This is a genomic window from Arthrobacter sunyaminii, assembly GCF_018866305.1.
GTDB lineage: Bacteria > Actinomycetota > Actinomycetes > Actinomycetales > Micrococcaceae > Arthrobacter_B > Arthrobacter_B sunyaminii.
The window spans coordinates 2,680,927-2,701,892 of record NZ_CP076456.1; the positions used below are offsets into that span (position 1 = coordinate 2,680,927).

Annotated in this window: 19 protein-coding genes; 7 read left to right on the forward strand and 12 right to left on the reverse strand. The window is 60.7% G+C overall.

Annotated elements, in window-relative coordinates:
• The first annotated feature begins 25 nt into the window (after positions 1-25).
• Positions 26-844 (forward strand): serine hydrolase domain-containing protein, encoded by an 819-nt coding sequence (locus KG104_RS12090; RefSeq protein WP_207347140.1) that lies wholly within the window; start codon positions 26-28, stop codon positions 842-844.
• Between the two features lie 342 nt (positions 845-1,186).
• Here the strand turns inward: KG104_RS12090 and mutM are convergent, their stop codons facing one another.
• The 4 genes from mutM to KG104_RS12110 all read right to left on the reverse strand — a co-directional run bounded on the left by mutM (position 1,187) and on the right by KG104_RS12110 (position 3,724).
• Positions 1,187-2,173 (reverse strand): bifunctional DNA-formamidopyrimidine glycosylase/DNA-(apurinic or apyrimidinic site) lyase, encoded by a 987-nt coding sequence (mutM, locus tag KG104_RS12095; RefSeq protein WP_207347141.1) that lies wholly within the window; start codon positions 2,171-2,173, stop codon positions 1,187-1,189.
• A gap of 4 nt (positions 2,174-2,177) precedes the next feature.
• On the reverse strand, positions 2,178-2,879 hold the full coding sequence (gene rnc, locus KG104_RS12100) for a ribonuclease III (protein ID WP_207347142.1): 702 nt from the start codon (positions 2,877-2,879) through the stop codon (positions 2,178-2,180).
• A gap of 72 nt (positions 2,880-2,951) precedes the next feature.
• Positions 2,952-3,155: a 50S ribosomal protein L32 gene (gene rpmF / locus KG104_RS12105; protein ID WP_055240805.1), complete on the reverse strand. Its 204-nt coding sequence runs from the start codon at positions 3,153-3,155 to the stop codon at positions 2,952-2,954.
• Between the two features lie 2 nt (positions 3,156-3,157).
• Positions 3,158-3,724, reverse strand: coding sequence for a YceD family protein (locus KG104_RS12110; protein ID WP_104053820.1), 567 nt, complete (start codon positions 3,722-3,724; stop codon positions 3,158-3,160).
• A 213-nt stretch (positions 3,725-3,937) separates the two neighbouring features.
• Here KG104_RS12110 and KG104_RS12115 point away from each other — a divergent pair, with 213 nt between their 5' ends.
• The gene (locus tag KG104_RS12115) at positions 3,938-4,582 is read left to right on the forward strand and encodes a YdcF family protein (protein ID WP_207347143.1); all 645 of its coding nucleotides are present in this window, start codon (positions 3,938-3,940) and stop codon (positions 4,580-4,582) included.
• On the opposite strand, the gene KG104_RS12120 is transcribed toward KG104_RS12115, so the two are convergent.
• Positions 4,579-5,844, reverse strand: coding sequence for a polysaccharide pyruvyl transferase family protein (locus KG104_RS12120; protein ID WP_207347144.1), 1,266 nt, complete (start codon positions 5,842-5,844; stop codon positions 4,579-4,581). The two genes, KG104_RS12115 and KG104_RS12120, sit on opposite strands and share 4 nt — an antisense overlap.
• A gap of 4 nt (positions 5,845-5,848) precedes the next feature.
• Entirely contained in the window at positions 5,849-6,328 is a 480-nt protein-coding gene (gene coaD, locus KG104_RS12125) for a pantetheine-phosphate adenylyltransferase (RefSeq protein ID WP_104053817.1), read from the reverse strand.
• A gap of 41 nt (positions 6,329-6,369) precedes the next feature.
• Between coaD and KG104_RS12130 the strand changes: the two genes are divergently transcribed.
• A complete protein-coding gene (locus KG104_RS12130) occupies positions 6,370-7,614 on the forward strand; it encodes an aminotransferase class I/II-fold pyridoxal phosphate-dependent enzyme (protein WP_207347145.1) in 1,245 nt (414 codons plus the stop codon).
• On the forward strand, positions 7,614-8,417 hold the full coding sequence (locus tag KG104_RS12135; protein ID WP_207347146.1) for a spermidine synthase: 804 nt from the start codon (positions 7,614-7,616) through the stop codon (positions 8,415-8,417). The genes KG104_RS12130 and KG104_RS12135 overlap by 1 nt, the downstream gene beginning before the upstream one ends.
• Here the strand turns inward: KG104_RS12135 and rsmD are convergent.
• The 3 genes from rsmD to KG104_RS12150 all read right to left on the reverse strand — a co-directional run bounded on the left by rsmD (position 8,414) and on the right by KG104_RS12150 (position 12,295).
• Positions 8,414-9,043 (reverse strand): 16S rRNA (guanine(966)-N(2))-methyltransferase RsmD, encoded by a 630-nt coding sequence (rsmD, locus tag KG104_RS12140; protein WP_207347147.1) that lies wholly within the window; start codon positions 9,041-9,043, stop codon positions 8,414-8,416. The two genes, KG104_RS12135 and rsmD, sit on opposite strands and share 4 nt — an antisense overlap.
• Positions 9,044-9,114: 71 nt before the next feature.
• Positions 9,115-11,334, reverse strand: a complete 2,220-nt coding sequence (locus KG104_RS12145) for an ATP-dependent DNA helicase RecG (protein ID WP_207347148.1) — start codon at positions 11,332-11,334, stop codon at positions 9,115-9,117.
• On the reverse strand, positions 11,324-12,295 hold the full coding sequence (locus KG104_RS12150) for a DAK2 domain-containing protein (protein ID WP_207347204.1): 972 nt from the start codon (positions 12,293-12,295) through the stop codon (positions 11,324-11,326). The genes KG104_RS12145 and KG104_RS12150 overlap by 11 nt, the downstream gene beginning before the upstream one ends.
• 174 nt (positions 12,296-12,469) lie before the next feature.
• Between KG104_RS12150 and KG104_RS12155 the strand changes: the two genes are divergently transcribed.
• The 3 genes from KG104_RS12155 (at position 12,470) to KG104_RS12165 (ending at position 15,120) form a co-directional block, all read left to right on the forward strand.
• Complete coding sequence (locus tag KG104_RS12155; protein WP_207347149.1) at positions 12,470-12,718, forward strand: hypothetical protein; 249 nt, start codon at positions 12,470-12,472, stop codon at positions 12,716-12,718.
• A gap of 123 nt (positions 12,719-12,841) precedes the next feature.
• Entirely contained in the window at positions 12,842-13,975 is a 1,134-nt protein-coding gene (gene wecB, locus KG104_RS12160; protein ID WP_207347150.1) for a non-hydrolyzing UDP-N-acetylglucosamine 2-epimerase, read from the forward strand.
• Between the two features lie 119 nt (positions 13,976-14,094).
• Entirely contained in the window at positions 14,095-15,120 is a 1,026-nt protein-coding gene (locus KG104_RS12165; RefSeq protein ID WP_207347151.1) for a glycosyltransferase, read from the forward strand.
• 148 nt (positions 15,121-15,268) lie between these two features.
• On the opposite strand, the gene KG104_RS12170 is transcribed toward KG104_RS12165, so the two are convergent.
• The 3 genes from KG104_RS12170 to KG104_RS12180 all read right to left on the reverse strand — a co-directional run bounded on the left by KG104_RS12170 (position 15,269) and on the right by KG104_RS12180 (position 20,659).
• The gene (locus KG104_RS12170) at positions 15,269-16,141 is read right to left on the reverse strand and encodes an acyltransferase (protein WP_207347152.1); all 873 of its coding nucleotides are present in this window, start codon (positions 16,139-16,141) and stop codon (positions 15,269-15,271) included.
• A gap of 69 nt (positions 16,142-16,210) precedes the next feature.
• Positions 16,211-19,867: a bifunctional glycosyltransferase/CDP-glycerol:glycerophosphate glycerophosphotransferase gene (locus tag KG104_RS12175; protein WP_207347153.1), complete on the reverse strand. Its 3,657-nt coding sequence runs from the start codon at positions 19,865-19,867 to the stop codon at positions 16,211-16,213.
• A gap of 72 nt (positions 19,868-19,939) precedes the next feature.
• Entirely contained in the window at positions 19,940-20,659 is a 720-nt protein-coding gene (locus KG104_RS12180; RefSeq protein WP_207347154.1) for a phosphocholine cytidylyltransferase family protein, read from the reverse strand.
• Positions 20,660-20,966 lie beyond the last annotated feature (307 nt).

Genomic DNA, 20,966 nt, shown 5'->3' on the forward strand with positions numbered 1-20,966 from the left:
GACCGCTTCACTGCAGAGGAACCCCATGGACAGCGTCAAGGTTATTGAGAACTGGCCGGTCGAGCATGCCGCCGCTGCCGTCATTCTGGCTGACGGCAGCGTGGCCGGCACGCATGGCGACGTCGAACGGCGCTTTCCGCTGGCCTCGGTCACCAAGCTCCTGACGGCGTACAGCATGCTGGTGGCCCTTGACGAAGGGGCGCTGGAACTGGACCAGCCTGCCGGGCCGGAGGGCTCCACCGTGCGGCACCTGCTGGCGCACTCGGCCGGGTATGACTTCGCCGACCGCACCGTCCGCTACGCACCGGGCACCCGGCGGCTGTATTCGAACGCAGGCTTCGAGGTGCTGGGCGAAACCCTGGAGGAAGCCACGGGCATTTCCATGGCCGACTACCTCCGCGAGGGTGTGCTGGCTCCCCTGGGCATGACCTCCACTACGTTGGAGGGTTCCCCTGCTGCCGGCGCGGTCTCCACCGTGGCCGACCTTTCCCGTTTCGCCGCCGAACTGCAGAACCCGGCGCTCACGGCTCCCGGCCGTCTGGCCGAGGCAACCACCGTGGTGTTCCCAGGCCTGGCCGGGGTCCTTCCCGGTTTCGGCCGGCAGAAGGAGAACGACTGGGGGCTGGGCTTCGAGATCCGCGATTCCAAGTCTCCGCACTGGACCGGTGCGAACAGCTCTCCCCGGACGTTCGGGCACTTCGGCCAGTCCGGCACATTCCTGTGGGTGGACCCCGACGCCGGTGCTGCCGCCATCGCCCTCACGGACCGGGACTTCGGTCCCTGGGCGGCCGAAGTCTGGCCGCCGTTCACCGACGGCGTTCTCGCGGAGCTTCGCGGCGCCTAGCTTCGGTTGATCCGGGCCGGTGAGTGGTGGCTTGCACTTGGCGGGGAATCCTTCGTGCAGCTAGCGGGCTTATTGCGGCTTCTCGGAAATTCATCGTGCAGCTAACGGGCTCATTCCCGGTGTCCCGAAATCCTTCGTGCAGCTAACGGGCTCATTCAGGCGATTTTCGCCATCTTGATCCCCTGATCTGCACGAAGGATTTTTCAAAGCCCCGTGATCTGCACGAAGGATCGAAACCGGGTGCAGGTGGCGTCCGTTGTACAGATAACGGGCCTAAGTCCGCCTGATAAGCCCGTTATCTGTACTACGGACAGTGGCGAGCCGCCAGGCCGTAAAAAGCTCCTACCAGCGGCCGTTGCGGGGCCTCGGCTGGCAAACCGGACAGCTGTACGAGGAACGGTTCATGAAGGAATCGCGGCGGATCAGCGTGGAGAGCCCGGCGGCGGCACACCGGGGACACGGTTCACCCTCGCGGCCATAGGCGTTCAGGGACCGGGAGAAGTAACCGGATGCCCCGTTGACGTTGACGTACAGGGAGTCGAAGCTGGTGCCGCCGGCGGCCAGCGCCCGGGTCATGACATCGCGGGCGGACTCGACCAGGCGCAGCGCGTCGGCACGGCGCATGGTGTCGGTCGGCCGGGCAAAGTGCAGCTTCGCAGACCAGAGGGCCTCATCCGCGTAGATGTTGCCGACGCCGGAGATCAGGCCCTGGTCCAGTAAGGCACGCTTGATGCCGGTCCGACGCCTGCGCAGCCGGGCGTAAAACTCGTCAAAGGAGAACGCCGGGTCCAGCGGATCACGGGCAATATGGGCAGCTTCCTCCGGAATCAGCGGCAGCTCAGTCTCGGACAAACCGCCGGGAGCTCCGTCGGGAGTCGGCAGCAGGTCGGTGAGGAAGACTCCCCCGAAGATCCGCTGGTCCACGAAGCGCAGCTCGGAAGGCATGGGGGTCCCGTCGGCAGTCACCGCGGGGCTGAGCGTAAACCGGACTTTGAGGTGTTTCTCGTCGGGCAGGTGCGGATCTTCCATCAGCAACTGTCCGCTCATGCCCAGGTGCGCCATCAGCGCCAGGCGGGGAACGCCGTCGTCGTCCGCGTCCTGAACAGCGTCGACAACGGAAGCTTCCACCAGCGGCATCCACAGGAATTTGCCGCGGCGCACGACGTCGGTGACCACCGCACCCTCAAGGTTGCCGACAAGGTCCTCGGGACCGGCGGCGTGGCGCCGCACGGAGCGGGGATCGAGGATGTCGACGCCGGTGATGGTCCGGCCGCGGACCCATGAGGCCAGTCCGCGGCGGACCACTTCCACTTCGGGCAGTTCGGGCACGGAGCTAGGCTCCGGCGGCCGTGCTGCCTGAGGGGCAAATAATCTTCCAGGTGGCGGCGGCAGCTTCCTGCTCCGCTTCCTTCTTGGAGTGTCCCACGCCGGAACCGTACGGCTTGTCGCCGATGTTGAGCACGGCAACAAAGCTGCGGGAATGGTCGGGGCCGGAGCCGGTGACCTCGTAGTGGATATCGCCGAGCTTTCGGCTGGCGGCGATCTCCTGGATGCTGGTCTTCCAGTCGGTGCCGGCGCCCAGGGCGTCGGCGTTGCGCAGCAGCGGACCGATCAGGCGCATCACCATGGCCCGGGCGGTTTCCATCCCGTGGCAAAGGTAGACGGCGCCGATCAGGGCTTCGGTGGTGTCCGCCAGAATGGAGGACTTGTCCTTGCCGTTGGTCAACTTCTCACCCTGGCCCAGCAGGATGTACTGTCCCAGTTCAAGGTCGCGGGCCACGCCGGCCAGCGCGCGTGTGCTGACGACGGCGGCCCGGCGCTTGGCCAGGTCACCCTCGGACAGGTCCGGGTTGTCCCGGTACAGCGCGTCGGTGACGGAGAAGCCCAGGATGGAGTCACCCAGGAACTCGAGGCGTTCGTTCGTGGGGATGCCGCCCTGCTCGTAAGCGTAGGAGCGGTGCGTGAGGGCAAGACGAAGCGTCCCGGCGTCGATATCGACACCGAGACGCTTCAGAAGCTCTTCAGTATTCTTCACTTTTTGGTTCTGACCCGAAAAGCAGTATTCAACTCCCGGTCCGGAGAACCGCACCGGGAAAGGAACACTGTTTTAGACGTCCGCTACCTTGCGGCCCTTGTATTCAAGGAACAGCGCGGTACCAGCTGAGTCGGTCACGACCTTGGCCTGGTGAGGCAGGCTGTAGGTAACGCGGCCGTTCTCAACGGTCTTCACCAGGTTGGGGGCAGTTGCCTTCCACTGGGACCGGCGTGCACGCGTATTCGAGCGGGACATTTTCCGCTTGGGAACAGCCACGACTAACTCTCTTCTCTCTCGTCTGACTCTGTACTTGTTGCCGCAGAATTGTCTGCGGCGCTGCCAGCCAGCCCGGAGAGGGCTGCCCAGCGAGGATCCACTGTTTGGTGGTGGTGACCCGGATCCTCCTCAAGGCGCGCTCCGCATTCGGAGCAAAGGCCTTCGCAGTCCTCCCGGCACACCGGCTGGAACGGCAGGGTGGTAACCACTGCGTCCCGCAAAACCGGCTCAAGATCGATGACATCTCGCTCGATCCGGTGTTGCTCTTCTTCCTCTTCTGTTCCGAAAGACTCAGCGTCCTCGTAGTAGAAGAGTTCCTGCACATCGACTTCTTCGTCGTACGCGATGGGCTTCAGGCACCGTCCGCATTCTCCCTGAACGGGAGCGATGACGGTTCCGGATACTAAAATCCCCTCGTGCACGGCTTCGAACCTCAGGTCCAGATCGAGATCTGCTCCTTCCGGCACGCCGATAAGCGCAACACCGAAGTCCTTCGGTGCCGGAACATGTTCATGCATAGTCCGCATGACTCCCGGGCTGCGCCCGAGATCCTTGACACTAATGGTCAAGGGCGACGAACCCGGATTAATCCGCGACTGAACGCTAATGAGAACTCCTGTAGAACATAGACCGACATATCATCTTAGCCTGATACGGCCGATTCTCTCAAACTGCGCCGCACCAGGCACCAAATCGGGCCGGGCACGGGCTGCTCATTCCAGTTTACAGGCCAAGCGGCAGTCGGTTTACCGGGAGGCGTCCTGCTCGCATAGGCTGACGGAATGCCGTCCTCCCTCCGCGCCCTGCCGCACCGTCTGGTGCTCCGGCTGCAGCGCGGAGTTCCCCGGAGCGTGGATGCGGCGGTGGGCGGCGTGGTTTCGGTCCTGCTGATCTGGCTTTTCGCCGCCGCCAACCTCTTCTTCTATCCGCAGGCCGCTTCCGCAGACGGCCCGGTAAGGGCGGACGCCGTGGTGGTCCTTGCCGGCGCAGCCTCCGAGCGCTTTCCGGTGGGGCGGGAGCTGATCCGCGATGGCGCAGCCCCGGAACTGGTCCTCTCCAGCACGGAGACCCCGGGAAACGTGATGACGGATCAGTACTGCGACTACATGGCGGGCGACACGGTCACCGAGGACCCCGCCAGCGCCGCCGTGACCTGTTTCTTCCCCGAGCCCATGACCACGCGCGGCGAGGCCCGCGCCGTCGCCCGCCTGGCCGCGGACAACGGCTGGGATGAGCTCATTGTGGTCACCTCGCGCTATCACCTGCTGCGGGCGGAAACCAACATCAGCCAATGCACGACGGCGAAGGTCACCATGGTGGCGTCGGAACCGGATCTGTCGGCCAAGCAGTGGCTGGACAGGTTTGTGGAGGAAACCGGCGGGCTGGCGGCCGCGCTGCTGCGGCCGGCCTGCGCCAGCGCGATCTAAGCCTGCCGCGGCAACGGAAAAGCGTCCTGCAGTGCGTCCAGCGAAATACGCAGCCGCGGCAGAGACGCGTGGCGGGCGAGACGCACCGGATCCAGCGCGCGGGCCTGGGCGGCGGTAACGTCCACGCGGGTGACGGCGGATTCCTCCAGGGTGGTGAAGAAGTCCCGGAATTTGAAGGTGTCCCCCGCAATCACGGCGTCGCTGATTCGCACCCAGACCCACGGCACCCCGTAGGCCTGCGCCACAATGATCCCGTGCAGCGAGCTGGAGATGCAGGCCCGGGATCCGGCGATCTCCCGAACCACCTGTTCCATCCCCTGCCGGGCATCCACAACATGGACGCCTGCGTCCCCGGAATCCGGAAGCAATCCGCGGTGGTCCAGATGCGGCACCAACGCCACCCTCCCTTGGGACGGCTGCCCGTCCGGCACCGGCATGAAACGCGGCAGCAGCAGCGCAGGATCGCCGTAAACCTCAGGGACTGTCCAGCCCAGCTGCGAACGCAGCTCGGCGCCGGTGAGTGCGCCGCGCACGGCATGGACCCGAACCCCGTGCAGTCCGGCCAGGCGTTCAATTACCGCGGGCTCCGGCGTCCGCATCAGGCCCGTGCCCCACACCCGGGTGCCGTCCTGTTCCAGCCAGCCCGCCGTGGAGCCCACGGTGAGCAGCGGCGGAACGTCCAGCTGCCGCCGCCATCCGTTGACCGGTTTCAGGCCGCTGATCTGCCGGACCAGCCAGGGGCCGACGGCGTCGCCAAAGTTCGCGCGCTCATCCCACCACAACAGATTGACGCAGCCTTCCGGGACCTGCCGGACCCCGGAAGCCACGGCCGCCGACGGTGCCAGCATGGCCGGGAGCCGCCGCCGGACATCTTCCAGTGCCACCCACTGCTGTTCGGGCGTGGCATCCGGCGGCAGGTAGGCCATCAGGTGGCGCTCGGTGCCGGGTCCCGCCGGAGACTCCTCGTCAAGGATGAGGTCGGCTTCGCCCAGCAGGGCATTACGGAGCAGCGCCGCGCCGGGGACGGCATCCGGTGACATGCTTTCCGTTCCCCCGCCGGCCCTGGAAACGGCACGGACGGAAACGGCACGGACGGAAACGGCTGTGCGCGGACCGGCGGCGCCGTCGTTCAGTTCAATGAGCTCCAGCGCAAGCCGGACGCCCGCCGTCCCGGAACCAGCCAGTTCCGGGAATTCCAGCTCGAAGACCACGGGTTCCGGTGTCTGCCCGGGCGGGAGGAGCGGGCGGACCCTCGGCGGCATGCCGCTAAGCGCCCTGTTCCTGGTACAGCCGGCGATACGCGGCGCGGGGCACCAGTTCCGAAACGTCACCGCCCAGGGAGGAAACTTCCTTGATCAGGGTCGACGAGAGATGCGTGTAGCGGCTTTCGGCCGGCAGGAACACGGTCTCGATGCCGGTTAGGTGTCGGTTCATGACAGCCATCGGCAGCTCGTACTGATAGTCCTGCACCGACCTCAGGCCCTTCACAATGGCGTTCACGCCGTGTTCACGGCAGAAGTCCGCCAGCAGGCCCTCCCCCATAGGCACCACCGACACGCCGCGCAGGCCGCCGAGGGTTTCACGGGCCATAGCCAGCCGTTCCGGCCCGGAAAACCGGTATTTCTTGGCGTAATTCGTGGACACCGCTACGAGGACTTCATCGAACAGGCTGGCGGCCCGAGCGATCACCTCCACGTGTCCGTTGTGGATGGGGTCATATGATCCGGGGCATACAGCGCGTCGCATAGGTCGAATCTACCCGGTGCAAGCAGGTAATACTGGTAGGCATGAGCTCTCTCGACCGCACCAGTCTTCTCCGCTCCGCTTCGGCTTCCGGCACCCCGCCCTGGCAGCGCACCGCCGCCGGCGCCAATCTGCTCGGTCCGGACGGGGCCCTGGGGGTGACCATCTTCGAGGAGATCACGGTCCTGTCCGGCAGGCACAACGCCATCAACCTGGGCCAGGGCTTCCCGGATGAGGACGGACCTTCGGTCATCAGCGAAGCCGCCCGCGAGGCGATCAGCGCCGGTGCCAACCAGTACGCTCCGGGCCAGGGCCTGCCGGTGCTGCGCAACGCCGTCGCCGCTCATCAGGAGCGCTTCTACGGCCTGTCCCTGGATCCGGACACCCAGATCATTGTCAGCACCGGCGCCACGGAAGCCATTGCCGCCGCCCTGCTCGCGCTCACCGGCCCGGGCGACGAGGTCCTGACCTTCGAGCCGTTCTACGACTCCTACGGGGCGGTGATCGGACTCAGCGGCGCCACGCACACCACCGCACCGCTGAGAGCTCCGGATTTCCAGCCGGACCTGGCAACCCTGGAGGATTCCTTTACCGAGCGCACCCGCGTGGTACTCGTGAACAATCCGCACAACCCCACCGGCGCCGTGTTTCCCGCCGAAACCCTGCAGCGGATCGTGGAGCTTGCCGCCAAGTACAACGCCGTGATCGTCACCGACGAGGTGTACGAGCACCTCACATTCGGTCCCCGGCATGTTCCGGTGGCGACCCTTCCCGGGGCGGCTGAGCGCACGCTCACGATTTCCTCGGCAGGCAAGACCTTCTCCTTCACCGGATGGAAGATCGGCTGGCTGTCCGGACCCGCGGACCTGGTAGCCGCCGTCCGCGCGGTGAAGTCCTTCCTCAGCTACAGCTCCGGCACTCCGTTCCAGAGCGCCATCGCCCTCGGCCTGGGGATGGAGGACGAGTTCTTCACCGGCATCGCCAAGACCCTGCAGAACAAACGCGACGTCCTCAGCGAGGGACTGCGGGCCGCAGGTCTGACCGTTTTTGAACCGCAGGGCACCTACTTCGTCAATGCCGACGTCGCACCCCTGGGGATCACCGACGCCACCGCGCTGGCCCGCCGGCTCCCGGAACTGGTGGGGGTGGGCGCCATTCCGGTGGCGGTCTTCTGCCACGACGACGGCGCCCGCCGGACCCGCTCACTGCTGCGGTTCGCGTTCTGCAAGAAAACCGAGGTGCTGCAGGAAGCCGCCGAGCGTATCTCGAAGCTGGGGCAGGTGCTCTGATGGCTGCTTCGGACAAGATCCCGTCCCGGCTGCTGCGCGGCATCGGCGCCCACGCCACCATTACTGAAGACGGCTTCACCCCCGGCGCCTGGGTGCTGAGCATCGGCGGCGCCGAACAGTCGCACGTGAACCTCGCCCATCCCGAGGAGATCTTCTACGAGTACCTGCGCCGGATCGGGAACGTGCTGGACCTCGCCGCCCCCGCCGGGCAACCGCTGCGGACCCTGCACTTGGGTGCCGGCGCGCTGACCCTCACCCGCTACCTCCAGGCCACGCGTCCCGGCTCCGAGCAGGTGGCCGTGGAGCTGGAGCGGGAACTGCTGGACTTTGTGCTGGCGCATCTGCCGTTGCCGGAGGGGACCGTGCTGGAGACGGTCATTGGAGATGCCCGGGACGCCCTGTCCCGCTGGGAGCCGGGGTCCTTTGACGCCATCGTGCTGGACGTCTTTGCCGGGGCGGACGCACCGGAGCACCTGACCACACCCGAGTTTTACGCCGAAGCCGCAGCCCTGCTCTCCCCCGCGGGGGTGCTGCTGGTGAATGTGGGCGACGATCCGGGGCTGGCTTTTTGCCGCCGTCAGGTCCGCGCCCTGCAGGAGGGGATGTCCGGGATTCCCGGCGCGGGACTCGCTGCGCTGGCAGAGAAGTCCATGTTCAGCGGGCGTTATCCGGGCAACATTGTCCTGGCCGCCACGGCCTTCCCCTGGCCTGAGGACTGGACCGCGCATCTGCTCGCCGCGGGACCGCATCCGGCCGACGTCCTCACCGGTGAACGGCTGGACGTCTTCGCGTCGGGTTCCTAGGAAGCGCCCTCAGCCTGTGCATCCCCGGCATCATGGTCGTCGGCCTCCGCACCATCTGCCTGCGCCGGCTCCGCGAACCACAGCGTGGTCTCCCCGTACTTGCGTTCACTGAAGCGCTCCATTCCGGCGGGCCACACCGGCTCCGGTGAGCGCGTGGAGCGTTCCAGGACGACGACGGCCCCCTCGGCCAGGTGCCGGGGCAGGGCCCGCAGCACGGAGTTCAGGTCCTCTTCGTCCAGGTCATAGGGCGGATCCAGGAACACTACGTCCCAGGTGACGTCCGCCGGAACGCGCAGCAGGTAGGTGTCGGCCTTGGCTCGGTGCACGTTGACGACGGACCGGCCGGCGGCGTCGTTGATGAGTTTGGCGTTCTGCTTGCAGGTGCCGGCGGCCTTGTCCGCGAGCTCCACCAGGTCCACGGAGACGGCGCCTCGGCTGGCGCTCTCCACGCCCAGGGCTCCGGATCCGGCAAAGAGGTCCAGCACGCGGGCGCCGGAGAGGACGTCATAGGACTCCAGCCGGGAGAACAGGGCTTCCTTCACCCGGTCCGTGGTGGGGCGGGTTCCTGTTCCGGGAACGCTGGTCAGGGAGGTTCCGCCGGCGGTTCCGGCAATGATGCGGCTCATGGGTTCACTTTATCGGGCTTTGAATCGGAACCGGGACACTGGCAGTTGCCCTGCCGGGGGTAACGGACGGCTTAGCCGCGGTCCAGGAAGGCTTCCTTCTCCGGGTTCAGATAGTCCTCAATCGCCTCGTTCAGCGCCGGGTGCTCAGTCAGGTCCGGATCCTCCGCCACCAGGGCCGTGGCGGAGGCTCGGGCCTTTTCAATCAGCGGTTCATCCTGAATGGCGCGCAGCAGCTTCAGCGTGGAACGTCCCCCGGACTGCGAGGCGCCCAGGATGTCCCCCTCGCGGCGCAACTCCAGGTCCCGCCGGGAGAGCTCAAACCCGTCGGTGGTGGATGCCACTGCCTCCAGCCGTTCCCGGCTGGGATGCCCGGGTTCCAGCCTCGTGACCAGCAGGCAGGTGCCGGGCAGGCCGCCGCGGCCCACCCGGCCGCGCAGCTGGTGAAGCTGGGAAATACCGAAACGGTCGGCGTCCATGATCACCATGAGGGAGGCGTTGTGTACGTCCACGCCCACTTCGATGACCGTGGTGGAGATCAGCAGGTCGATGTCGCCGCGGGTGAACGCCGCCATGGTCTCGGTCTTGTCCACGGGATCCAGCCGGCCGTGCAGCACTCCGATCCGCACTCCTGCGAGCGCCGGCGCCTCCGAGAGCTGCTGATACATCTCGGCGACGGAAGCCAGATCCGGTTTGTTCGCTTTTCCTGCCGGGGGCGGGCCGTAGTCCAGCAGGGTCAGGTCGGTTCCCGGCTCTTCTTCCTTGTCCCCGATCTTGGGACACACCACGTACACCTGCCGCCCGGCGTCGATCTCCTCGCGGGCGCGCTCCCAGATGCGCCGGCCCCAGGCCGGCTTTTCCGCCAGCGGTGCCATGAAGGTGGAGATAGGCGCGCGGCCGGCCGGCAGCTCGGTCAGGGTAGAGACTTCCAGATCGCCGAACACGGTCATGGCCACGGTCCGCGGAATGGGGGTGGCGGTCATGACCAGCAGGTGCGGCGTGCTGCGGCCCTTGGTGCGCAGCACGTCCCGCTGTTCGACGCCGAACCGGTGCTGTTCGTCCACGACGACGAGTCCCAGGTCCGCGAACTGCACGTGTCCGGAGAGCAGGGCATGGGTGCCGATCACAATGCCGGCGGCGCCGCTCGCGGCATCCAGCAGGGCGGCCCGGCGTCCGCCGGTGTCCATGGATCCGGTCAGCAGCGTGACCCGGGTGGCGTCGTCGTCGCTTCCCAGCCGTCCGCCCTGCCCCAGTGGGCCCAGAGTCCTGGTGATCGATTCAAAGTGCTGTGCCGCTAGAACCTCGGTGGGGGCCAGCAGTGCGGCCTGGCCCCCGGCGTCGATCACCTGGAGCATGGCGCGCAGGGCCACCAGGGTTTTGCCGGAACCCACCTCGCCCTGCAGCAGCCGGTTCATCGGATGCGGGCGGGCCAGGTCCTCGGCGAGTTCACGCCCCACGGTGAACTGGCCGTCGGTGAGCGTGAACGGCAGGGCGGCGTCGAACTTGTCCAGGAGCCGGCCGGGCTTTGGCGGACGCGCGGTGGCGTCTTCCTGGGCTGCGAAGCTGCGGCGGCGGGCCAGCGCCGTCTGCAGCACCAGGGCCTCCTGGTAGCGGAACCGGTGGCGGGCTTTGTACGCCTCGCCAATCTCTGCGGGCCGGTGAATCTTCTCGTAGGCCTCGGCCAGACCCAGCAGATGCTCCGTCTTCCGGATGGGCTCAGGAATGGGATCCTGCAGCTGTTCGGCCTGCATGGTGTCCAGCAGCAGGTCCACCGCCTTTTTGATGTCCCAGCTGTTGAGCTTGGCGGTGGCGGGATAGACGGGGATGGGGCGCTTGGCCATTTCCTCGTCGTCGGCCTCGTCATCAAGCACCACGTAGTTGGGGTTGGTCAGCGTGAGCTGCTGCTTGTAGACGCCCACCTTGCCGGAGAACATGGCGCGGGTACCCACGGTGAGTTCCTTCTGCGCGTTCCAGCCGTTGAAAAAGGTCAGGTGCAGCTGGCCCAGGGCTCCGGAGGCGTCATCGGTGACCACCACTTCAAGGAGGGTTCCCTTGCGGGTCTGCATGCGCCGGGCGTTGGCGCTCTGCACCCTGGCAATGAGGGTGACGTCCTCATCGAAGGGGATTTCCGCGATGGGCGTCAGCTCTCCGCGTTCCAGGTAGCGCCGCGGAAAGTGGTGCAGCAGATCTCCGACGGTTTTCAGGCCCAGGTGTTTGTCTAGCTTGGTGGCGGAGGGCTTGCCTATGCGCCGTTCGAGCGGGAAGTCCAGTTCCGGGGGAACGTTAGACTTCATGGGCCTCGTGGATTTCGCTGATGATTTCGTTGGTTTCGTGGCCGTCGGCTGAGAGTTCCGTGACGGTCAGGTTCATGGGCTCGCCCACGGTGCGCAGCAGGTCAATGGCGGTGCCGGCGTCGGGCGTGTGAACGTGCACCCGCCAGCGGTACCCTTCCCCCACCGCATTTACGGCACTCATGATCACTGAATCCCCCACCTCATCCAGCTGCAGGCGGAGCGTCGCGGCGTCCAGCGGGCTCAGCATGATGGTGCACATGACTTCCACCCCCTCCATCCGGGGCATGGTGCTATGGATGTGCGGGGCCTGCACATCGTAGCCGTGCAGGCCGTCCAGGAGCTCTTCCTGCAACTCCTCGCCGAGAGCTGACGCCCGCAGGGCGTCCAGCACCAGCAGGAACCCGACTCCCCCGGCATCCACCACGCGGGCCTGGGTCAGGGCGTCCAGCTGGAGTTCGGTGTTGACGACGGCGGCGAGGGCGGCATTCATGACGGCGCGCAGGGTGGCGGCCAGGCCCACGTTGCTGTCATCACCGGATTGGGCGGCTTCCTCATCCATAGCGGCGCGGGCCGCTTCTTCCAGGACCGAGAGCATCGTGCCGGGAACCGGATCGCTCAGGACCGACCAGGAGCGCAGCTGCGCCCGGTGAAGAGCCGTGGCCAGCAGCGGCGCAGAAAGCCGGGTACTGCCCTGCAGCGGTTCAGCCATGGCGGTCAGGAACACAGAGAGCAGAGTGCCCGAGTTGCCCTTGGCGTCCTCCATGGCCGCGCGTCCGGCGATGGCCAGCAGTTCACCGATATCGGCAGTGTCGACGTCGGCGATGGCGCGGGAGGCGGCGCGAAGCGTGAGATACAGGTTGGTACCTGTGTCGCCGTCGGCCACCGGGAAGATGTTGATCGCGTTCAGCCGGTCACTGTGATTGCCCAGAGACACTTCGGCGTTGCTCAACCATCGCTTCAGCGCTTGTGCGTTCGCGGTGATTTTGGTCTGCAAAGTGATTCCGTTTCCGTGCTGGCGCCGCTGATCCGGACCGCAGGCGTCATTGCCAGCGTGCCGGTTTTGTCAGTAGGAACTCTACCGCAGCCGCCTTGGCACCGCCGATAACGATTTGCATAAATGTGGGAAAGTTGAGGGATGGCCAACAAGCGGTACGCGGACGTTGCCGCGGCAAGACATATGAGGGACGCCCCCCTTGGACCGCCGACAGATACAGAGCGGGGCAAGCGCACCGATCCTCTGCCCCGCCCGGCTGCGGGCAGCCGCGCCCCCCAATCCGAGAAGGACCGGGCGTACCGGAAGAAGCGTCTGGTTGCCCTGGTGCTGACAACCCTGGTGTGCCTTTCCGTTCCCACGCTGATAATCCTGCTGGTCCTTTTCGGGTAATCGCGGGGAGCTGAGGCGCGAAGTACTCCATTTGCCACGGATCCGACTTCTTATTTTCTTAAACCGCGTTTCGGTTAGACTGAGCCGAGTTATCGGGCTGTTGTCAAGCTAAGCGGGGAATTTATGCCAGTTGTCATGCCAATTTATGGCACTAGGCCGGAAGCCATCAAGATGGCGCCGATTGTGGCCGCGCTGAAGAAGTCTGACGTGCTGGATTGCTTTGTCACAGTGACCGGCCAGCACCGCTCAATGCTGGACCAGGTGAACAACCTGTTTGGGATTGAACCGGACCACGACCTGAACATCTTTGAGACCGGCCAGTCCCTCAACGGCATTCTTGCCCGGACCATCGACGGGCTGGACAAACTCTTTACCGTCAACCGCCCGGATGCAGTCATTGTCCAGGGCGACACGACCACCTCCACCGCCGCAGCCATGGCAGCGTTCTACCACGGCATTCCGGTGGTCCATGTGGAGGCCGGCCTGCGCAGCGGGAATCCCTTTTCTCCCTTCCCTGAGGAAGGTAACCGGAAAATCACGTCGCAGATCGCCTCCCTCCATCTGGCGCCCACGGAGGGAAGCCGGCAGAACCTGCTGGCGGAGAACATCAACCCGGCGGACATCGTGGTTACCGGAAACACCGTCATCGATGCTCTGCTGGCAACGGTGGAAAAGAATGTTCCCTTTAAGGACCCCGAGTTGGAAAACCTTGCGGAGTCCGGCCGCAGGGTTTTGCTGGTCACCACACATCGGCGGGAAAATCAGGGCGAAGGCATGCAAGGTATTGGGCGGGCATTGGCCCGCATTGCTGCCGCCGAGCCCGACCTGAGCATTGTTCTGCCGATCCATGCCAATCCATTGGTCCGCGAGGCAGTGCTCCCCCAGTTGGACGGTCTGGGCAACATCCTGGTCACCGAGCCGCTGGAATACGGCGAGTTCACCCGGCTGCTCTCACTGGCACACATCATCCTGACCGATTCCGGCGGGGTCCAGGAAGAGGCACCCAGTCTGGGTGTTCCCGTGCTGGTGATGCGCGAAAACACGGAGCGGCCGGAGGCTGTGGACGCCGGCGTCGTGAAACTCATCGGCACCGACGAGGACCGGATTGTTCACGAAGTTAACCGGCTGCTGCATGACCGGGACTACTTCGATTCCATGTCCGAGGCCATGAATCCTTACGGGGATGGATCCGCTGCTGCGCAGAGTGTACTAGCTGTTACAACATTCCTTCATCCTCACAACAAGCGCATGGCATAGCCAAGGTAAGCTCTTGAAAGATGTCATAGTCTCATAACCTTGGCAATGGTGCTACCAATTTATGTTCCTCCATTGAACATCAGGCGTTAGACTTTCATGACCCGAACAGATGGAGCAAAATGCCATTATTTGATTTGTCCACTCTCGTCCGTGCAAAGAAAACCGGCCGGATAGCCGTTTTTGTAGCAGGCGATCACAATATATTCTTCCCGGCACTGGTTGCACTTGACAGTATTCAAAAGAACAACAATAAGCACCCGTTTGATTACTACATGTCATTTTCTTCAGAGCACTTGACTGACCGCATGAAGCAAATACTGGCAGCTCATGACATAACATTCCTCGATGTGGACGAATTTGACACACACGGTTCGGTCTCTGGCCTTTCAGCTATGCACGAAAATCGCTGGCCTGAGGAGATATTTTACAACTGGATTGCTCCTCTATACTTCGCAGCGCAGGGCTATGAATATGCACTAAAAGTCGATTACGACATTTTGTGTCTAGCTGAATACGAACTTCCGAAACTAACCAATCCGGCAAGCACCTTCACCGGCTTGGCTTGGGACCTCGATCTCACTAAACAAGGTCTCACGAAAAGCCACCTGGATGCTCTAGATATTCCGGACTTTACCGCAGAAAGAGTCGCCTATTTCAACGCGGGTTTCGTTGCGATTAATCTCAACAGATACGTAGAACAGGACACATACAACAAGTTCAAGACTATTTATGCCCTGCTCCAATCGCAAGAAACTGCCGTCAACATGGCCGAGCAGGTGGCCTTGTCAATCACCGCGTACCTCGACCCCAGCCCGGTAGCTCGGTTAGATGAAACCTATAACACCCGAATAACTGTTCTTCCCCAACTGTCGCCTGACAAGCAGCCGATTATTAGAAATATCCACTACATCACGCAAAATAAGCCTTGGCGTGCTGTCGATTTTCGTTATCTCGAAGGATACACAAAATCCGACAAGACGTGTCTATACATGTATCGAAACGCGTGGCTAAAGTACGCAGCCGACATAGACGGCTTTTCAGAGTTTATTGAAATTTCGCCCCCAAGCGAGTTGGAAACCATCGGCATGTACTCCCAGATTTTCGCGAGCCACTATCGCTTGGCAAAAACGGCGAACAAAGCATAGTCTAGATGGATCCTGTGATGCGTTGTCATATATTGAGGTGCAGCCTCGAGACAACCGAGATTACGGCGTCTAAAGTGGGAGACGATTTGTCCCAATATAGGCGAAATACCATTACCGGAAACTATGGCGGAATTACGGGGTTATCCGACTAAACTTTGGGCGCCTTTTCTGCTGTAAGCAACTTATCCGCCTCAGCCCTTTTCAGTAAAGGAAAAGTCCGCGAATCGGACACATTGTCATTTGCCCACGCCCGAGCCTCAGTTTCTGTCTCGAACGCTATGACGGCAGGTGCTCCCCCGAGTTCAGAAACTACGGCATAACGCGTTTCGGGTTCCTCGACAGCTGTAGTCGCCCAGTACGCGGACTTCGTAATGGAACTTGCATCAGGTTTGTAATAGGGGCGACTGAGGGACAAGTGTGGCCTTTCCCAGGCAACGTCTCGCCGAATGACTCGTGCCGGGATGCCGGCGGCAACACAATTATTGGGAATTACACCAGAGACTATGGACCCAAAACCAATGACGCTCCCGTTGCCTATTTTGGCGCCTCCCAACAGTACGGCCCGCTTCGCCAGCCACACGTGGCTTCCGACGATGATGTCCTCCGAGTGATTTACTCGCTTCTCGGAGTGCACATCGAATATGGCGTGACCATCATCGGCCCGAAGCTCGTTTTCGCTGGCAAACATCACGTCATCTCCGACCATGACTGACGTGCCCTCGACTGCAGAAATAACACAAGTGTTCGTCGTGGTGACGTTTTCACCAAGGCGGACTTCTGAATCCTGGCCGACCCTTATCCAGCCGGAAAAGTGCCCAAATTTGCTGTTTCCCATACTCACCGTGCCGTTGTCACAATCAAAAACGATAGTCAGCTTCGCTATGCGAACGCCTTCGGCAACGCTGAGAGTGTTTCCTGTCCCCGTAAATTCAATCCGGATCCCTGGAATATCAGGACCTTGATAATTGATTCGATTGCTGTTCTCGTCTTCATACGCTGACAAGACATTTAGTACAACCATGTTCCACCTATAATCTAGGATCAATCTGCCGGATTGTTGGGTCCTCGCGGGTCCAGTGAAGGAACTGGCCTATGCTGTTTGGTTGACCGGGCCCCCATGCGCTGGTGAATGAGGAAACGACTCAAGCAGTCGCTGCGCAGCCTTGCCATCATCCAATGAAGCATACTTTGCGACAAAGGCTGAGTATCTTTCTTGATACTCCGAGTTTATTGAGTCTAGGCGTTTGATAGCATCGATTACTTCAGACGTTGATGAAAGTAGTGGACCGGGAGCAACGTCACGAAAGTTAAAGTAGAAGCCACGGGTTTCGTTTTCATATTGATCAATGTCCGGCGCGAGAAATAGTATCGGTTTCTCTGTTCCACAATAATCAAACATCGAGGATGAGTAATCAGTAATCATCAAGTCAGCAGCTAAATATAGATCCGCTATTTCAGGATATGACGTAACATCGATGTAAGTTGATCGGTCTGCCGTTTTCCGCTGGCCGGCGACATTATGGTGACCCCTAGACAACACTCTAAAACGGGACCCGAGCTCCTCAGCAATTTCCTCATAGTCGAGGTAATTAACCACATCAAACCTGTTTTGGGCGGTACGGACATTGTCACGCCATGTCGGAGTGTAAAGAATAGCGAAGGTATCTTCGTTGAGCCCAAGTGCACTTCGGACTTTGGAGCGCCGGTTGGAAGAGTCTGCATCGTGGAGAACATCGTTCCGCGGGTAGCCGGTTGTTACAACGTTACCAAGATATCCAAAGGCTCTCGGCAAAGTCTCTCCGGCGAATTCGTTCTGAGCTATTAGTAGATCCCAAAATTTGGCTTCACGTTCCATAAGTCGCCGGTAAGACGCGCTCAGATTAGCCACAGGGGTATGGTTGCCAATTTTCTTGAGGGGCGTTCCGTGCCAGGTTTGGACATACACCTGCCCCTCACGTTTACGGAAATAGTGAGGAAAGTTGTTATTATTTACTAATGTTCCGACTGTATTGAGGATGCGGTACCAATCAGCGCTGTAAATCAATATACCTGTACATCCTTTAGGTACGCTTACAGAGTGGTCCGTGATTGTCCAATAGCGTTTGTAGTCAGGCCGGGTACGGCCTATTTCGTCGGAAATAGCACGGACGCTATCTGTTGCAGATTTTCCGGCGAAACTCTCGAATAGCACAGCTTCCGGGTCTATCTCGGTACTGTCTGAGAGATGCTTGGTGCGAAGTTGCTGCTGGGCAAAAGGACCGCGTTCATTGAGCTGGTATGGTGCCAGAACCTTCACTACAAAACTGCGTTCACGATCCTCAGCGGAGAGTACTATTCTCAATCGATCCGTTAGGTGCTCTGCGGGAACGCTTTGCGCGAGAGCACCTACAGCTCTAACGGTGTGGCGACGAACAGTCCCGTTGTCGTCTATGGTCCGGGCGTAAAGCTTGTAATGACCCGTCTCCGGCGTCGCGTTGCCGTGTCCCCATCGGTCTGAAGACAGGGGAAATATGGCCGTGAAGACCTCCGACCCAGGAGTAAAGCTGACCTTCCGAGGCGAAATATAGCTTCTCGGTGTGGCCAAAATAAGGTCCAGCATCATCTCGTTGCCGGCCTTCAGGTAAGCAGACGTCCCTGTGACGACGAGCGCGCTATGGTCCTGATTCACCGTGCAATCAGAAGCCGTCACTCGCCACGATCTCACATTGATACGAAGGTACCCATAGCCCGTAGGGAAGACACTCAGTGCTCCCCCTACAGGCGGCAGGCCAGATGGATCACTGCTTGCGCCGGGCCAACCTACAAAATGCGGTTTTCCGGTACCCGACTGTCCATAGACGTCCCACGCGACCTCGCGCCCGTTGGGCGGGACCGGGAGTTCGACAGCAAATACGCGGCCAGTCGGGGAGTCTGTTACGGACGAAAGCAGTTCGTCTTCTCCGCTTTTCACATAGATATTCTCCGGAATATTAGAGGAACCTTCAAAGCGGATCTTCACCGTTCTACCGCTGACGGTCACCTGGCTCGCCATGGACCCGTACCGTATTACGCGAAATCGAAGGCCGCGAGTGCGATCAATCTGTGCCACTACGCGGCTTCGATTGCCGGCTTTACCTGTCGGCAGCTGGAATGGCAGCTTCTCGCCATCACGGACTCGAATAACGTCCGTTTCAGATATGCCTGCGGAGTCTACTGATACGAGCAGACTCCATTCCTGTCCGTTGGGTGTTGCCTTTCCGGCAGCACTAAGTAGGTCACTTGTTTTGATCGTGGCGCTAAAGACGCACCCTGCGTAGCTGTTCCAGCGATCACCGCTAACCTGGTCGATCCAGCGGTCAGGGCTTGCGGTTGCCTGCACAGTAAGACGGTCACCAGTTGTGGTGTTGAGAAGCTCCAGATGAGTCTTATACGGGTGATTGGAAGCGTCGAGTCCCTGGATGTATGCGGCCCCTCGCACCTCAACGGTATCTGTATCAGCCCAAGAAATACTGAGCAGACGAGTTTTGAGTTGAGTATCGACCGGATGAAACTGCAATAAATGCAGAGGCAGCTGAGGAGTTAGCTCCTTGGCATAAATTGGTTCTGCGTAGAGGACTCCGTTAACGGCACGTACTGGGAATGTACGGCCGTTATCCCTAAAACTGACCAGGACGTTCTCCACGTCACCACGCCGGTCCTCCGACACAAGACTAACCACCACACGATCTGCCACGGGCAGGAGTGAAAAAACGTCCGGCTCAGCCTTAGCATAAAGTTGGCTCACGGATGATTGAAGGACGTCCCAATACGCATCAGTCGCCTGCGGAACTTGGTCAATGTACAGTCGCAGATCTTCGCCCAGAGACTTTACATACCATGCTCTCTTAGTTTCCGCTTTAGCTTCGATTTCTACTAACTCCGTGACAATCAAAGCGGCCCTCATCCGGTCGATAAGGTCGTTGAGGTCACCTTTTTGTTGAGTTATGGAGGAATTATCCTCTCGGATCCGCCAGGTGTATACAGGTTGTTGCAAGACGTCGAAGGAGCCAGCACGAAGGAAGGCTCGGACAATGGTTTCCTGATCTTCATAAAGGACGCCTTCGGGAATTGAGCCAACGGATTGATTCCAGAATTCGCGTATAAATACCTTGTTCCATAAGAAGACGTCTCTTAGGATCTCAGGGAAATCGTCTACCGCGATTCCTATCCTATCTTCACCATGTATCTCGGACATCATCTGAGGCAGCCATTTCTTACTGCCCTTCTGGCGATAGAATGCACCCGAGACAAAGTCCGACCCAGAGGACTTCAACTGGTTGATCATCGTTGTATACGCCCCAGGCTCGACGATGTCGTCAGAGTCAACAAACGTTAGGTACTTACCCTTGGCAGCCTGGATTCCGACGTTTCGAGCAGTACCATTTCCTGCGTGGTTCACTCTCAACATACGAACGCGCTTGTGGCGGGACATGTACGCTTCGACTACTTGGTCAGAACCATCCGTGGAACCATCGTCAACTATGATTACCTCGAGATTTTTGTAGTCCTGGCTCAGAATGCTCTCCAAGCACTTTTCTATATATTTCCGGACATTGTAAACGGGAACAATGACACTAAGTAGTGAGTTCTCCGGCGGTTCTCCGACGGGGGACGTAGCTGGTTTGATTTGGTTTGGTATAAGAGGACGGACATTTGCCTGCAAGCCCTTTGGCAGTGCGTTCCAGCTGAGGCGCATCGCCCGGTCAATCGACTTCTTTACTTGCCGCATTCCACCCTCGCGTCTTTCTCTTACTACCGTCTTAAAGATCTGGTTGAATCAGTGCAGGCATGACACGGCATTCTAGTGCCCTGAATTGACTCGGCTCAGGTTCAGCTGCTCGTTGGCCCTAGCTAGATCGTCGGCGAAATCAACTTCAACTGCATAGAATTGACTGATATCTACAGGGAGGTATTTGACTGCGTCTCTTTGGATGGTAAGCATGATGCCGCCTTCAAAATACTCCTGATCATCTACGTCGTTGAGTCTGCGAATCAGTTTGTCTTTATCTTGAGATGAAATGTAATTGATACCAACGGCTTCGCCAAGGCCGTTTATAACACTCTTGGAGAGCTGATTTATGTGCCCCTCGGCGTCCATTGTGTATTTGACTTCTTCATCAGAGACGGCAGAAGTATCGACGGCTACGAAGGAAATATCGTCCAGCAGATAGGGTTGCAGGCATTCGAACATGGCCGGGTCAAATACCACATCTCCGTTCATCCAGAGCACCCCTCCTTCAGCAGAATTGCGAAGAGCCTTGAGTAGGCTTTTGGACGTGTTGGTCTGGTCAAAGGCTTCGTTATAGACAAAGGAAGCATCAGGCACGTGTTCCATGATCTGTTCAAGCTTGTATCCCACCACGATTGTCAGGCGCAGATCATCAGAAAACGCAGACTGAAGGTTGTCCACCTGTTGCGTCATGATCGTGCGTCCGTCGTCCAACGGTGTCAGAGCCTTCGGATGGGGCCTGGCGAGCCTTGTGCCCATACCTGCAGCAAGGATTACGGCTTGTACGGTCATCTGGTTTTCCTATCCATAAATGAATTGAACCGAAGGGAACCTACTCAGGATGCCTAAGCATCGCTACGGAACACGCAGAATAACCCCCATGCGACACCTTACCGCCGGATGAACAAAAGGTGAATTTCGCCACACTTCCTTCTCCTCGCTTCCACGACTGCACAAATTGCGGGCGCGAGTCGACGAAAAGGCCGTCGCATGGTTCGCCTACAGGGAGATGGCGATGTCTCGCCTTAGAGATCGACGCTCTGGATGCACCGTGCTGGATTTCCAGCAGTTGCGGCGATATTGAATCTCGATAGAGTAT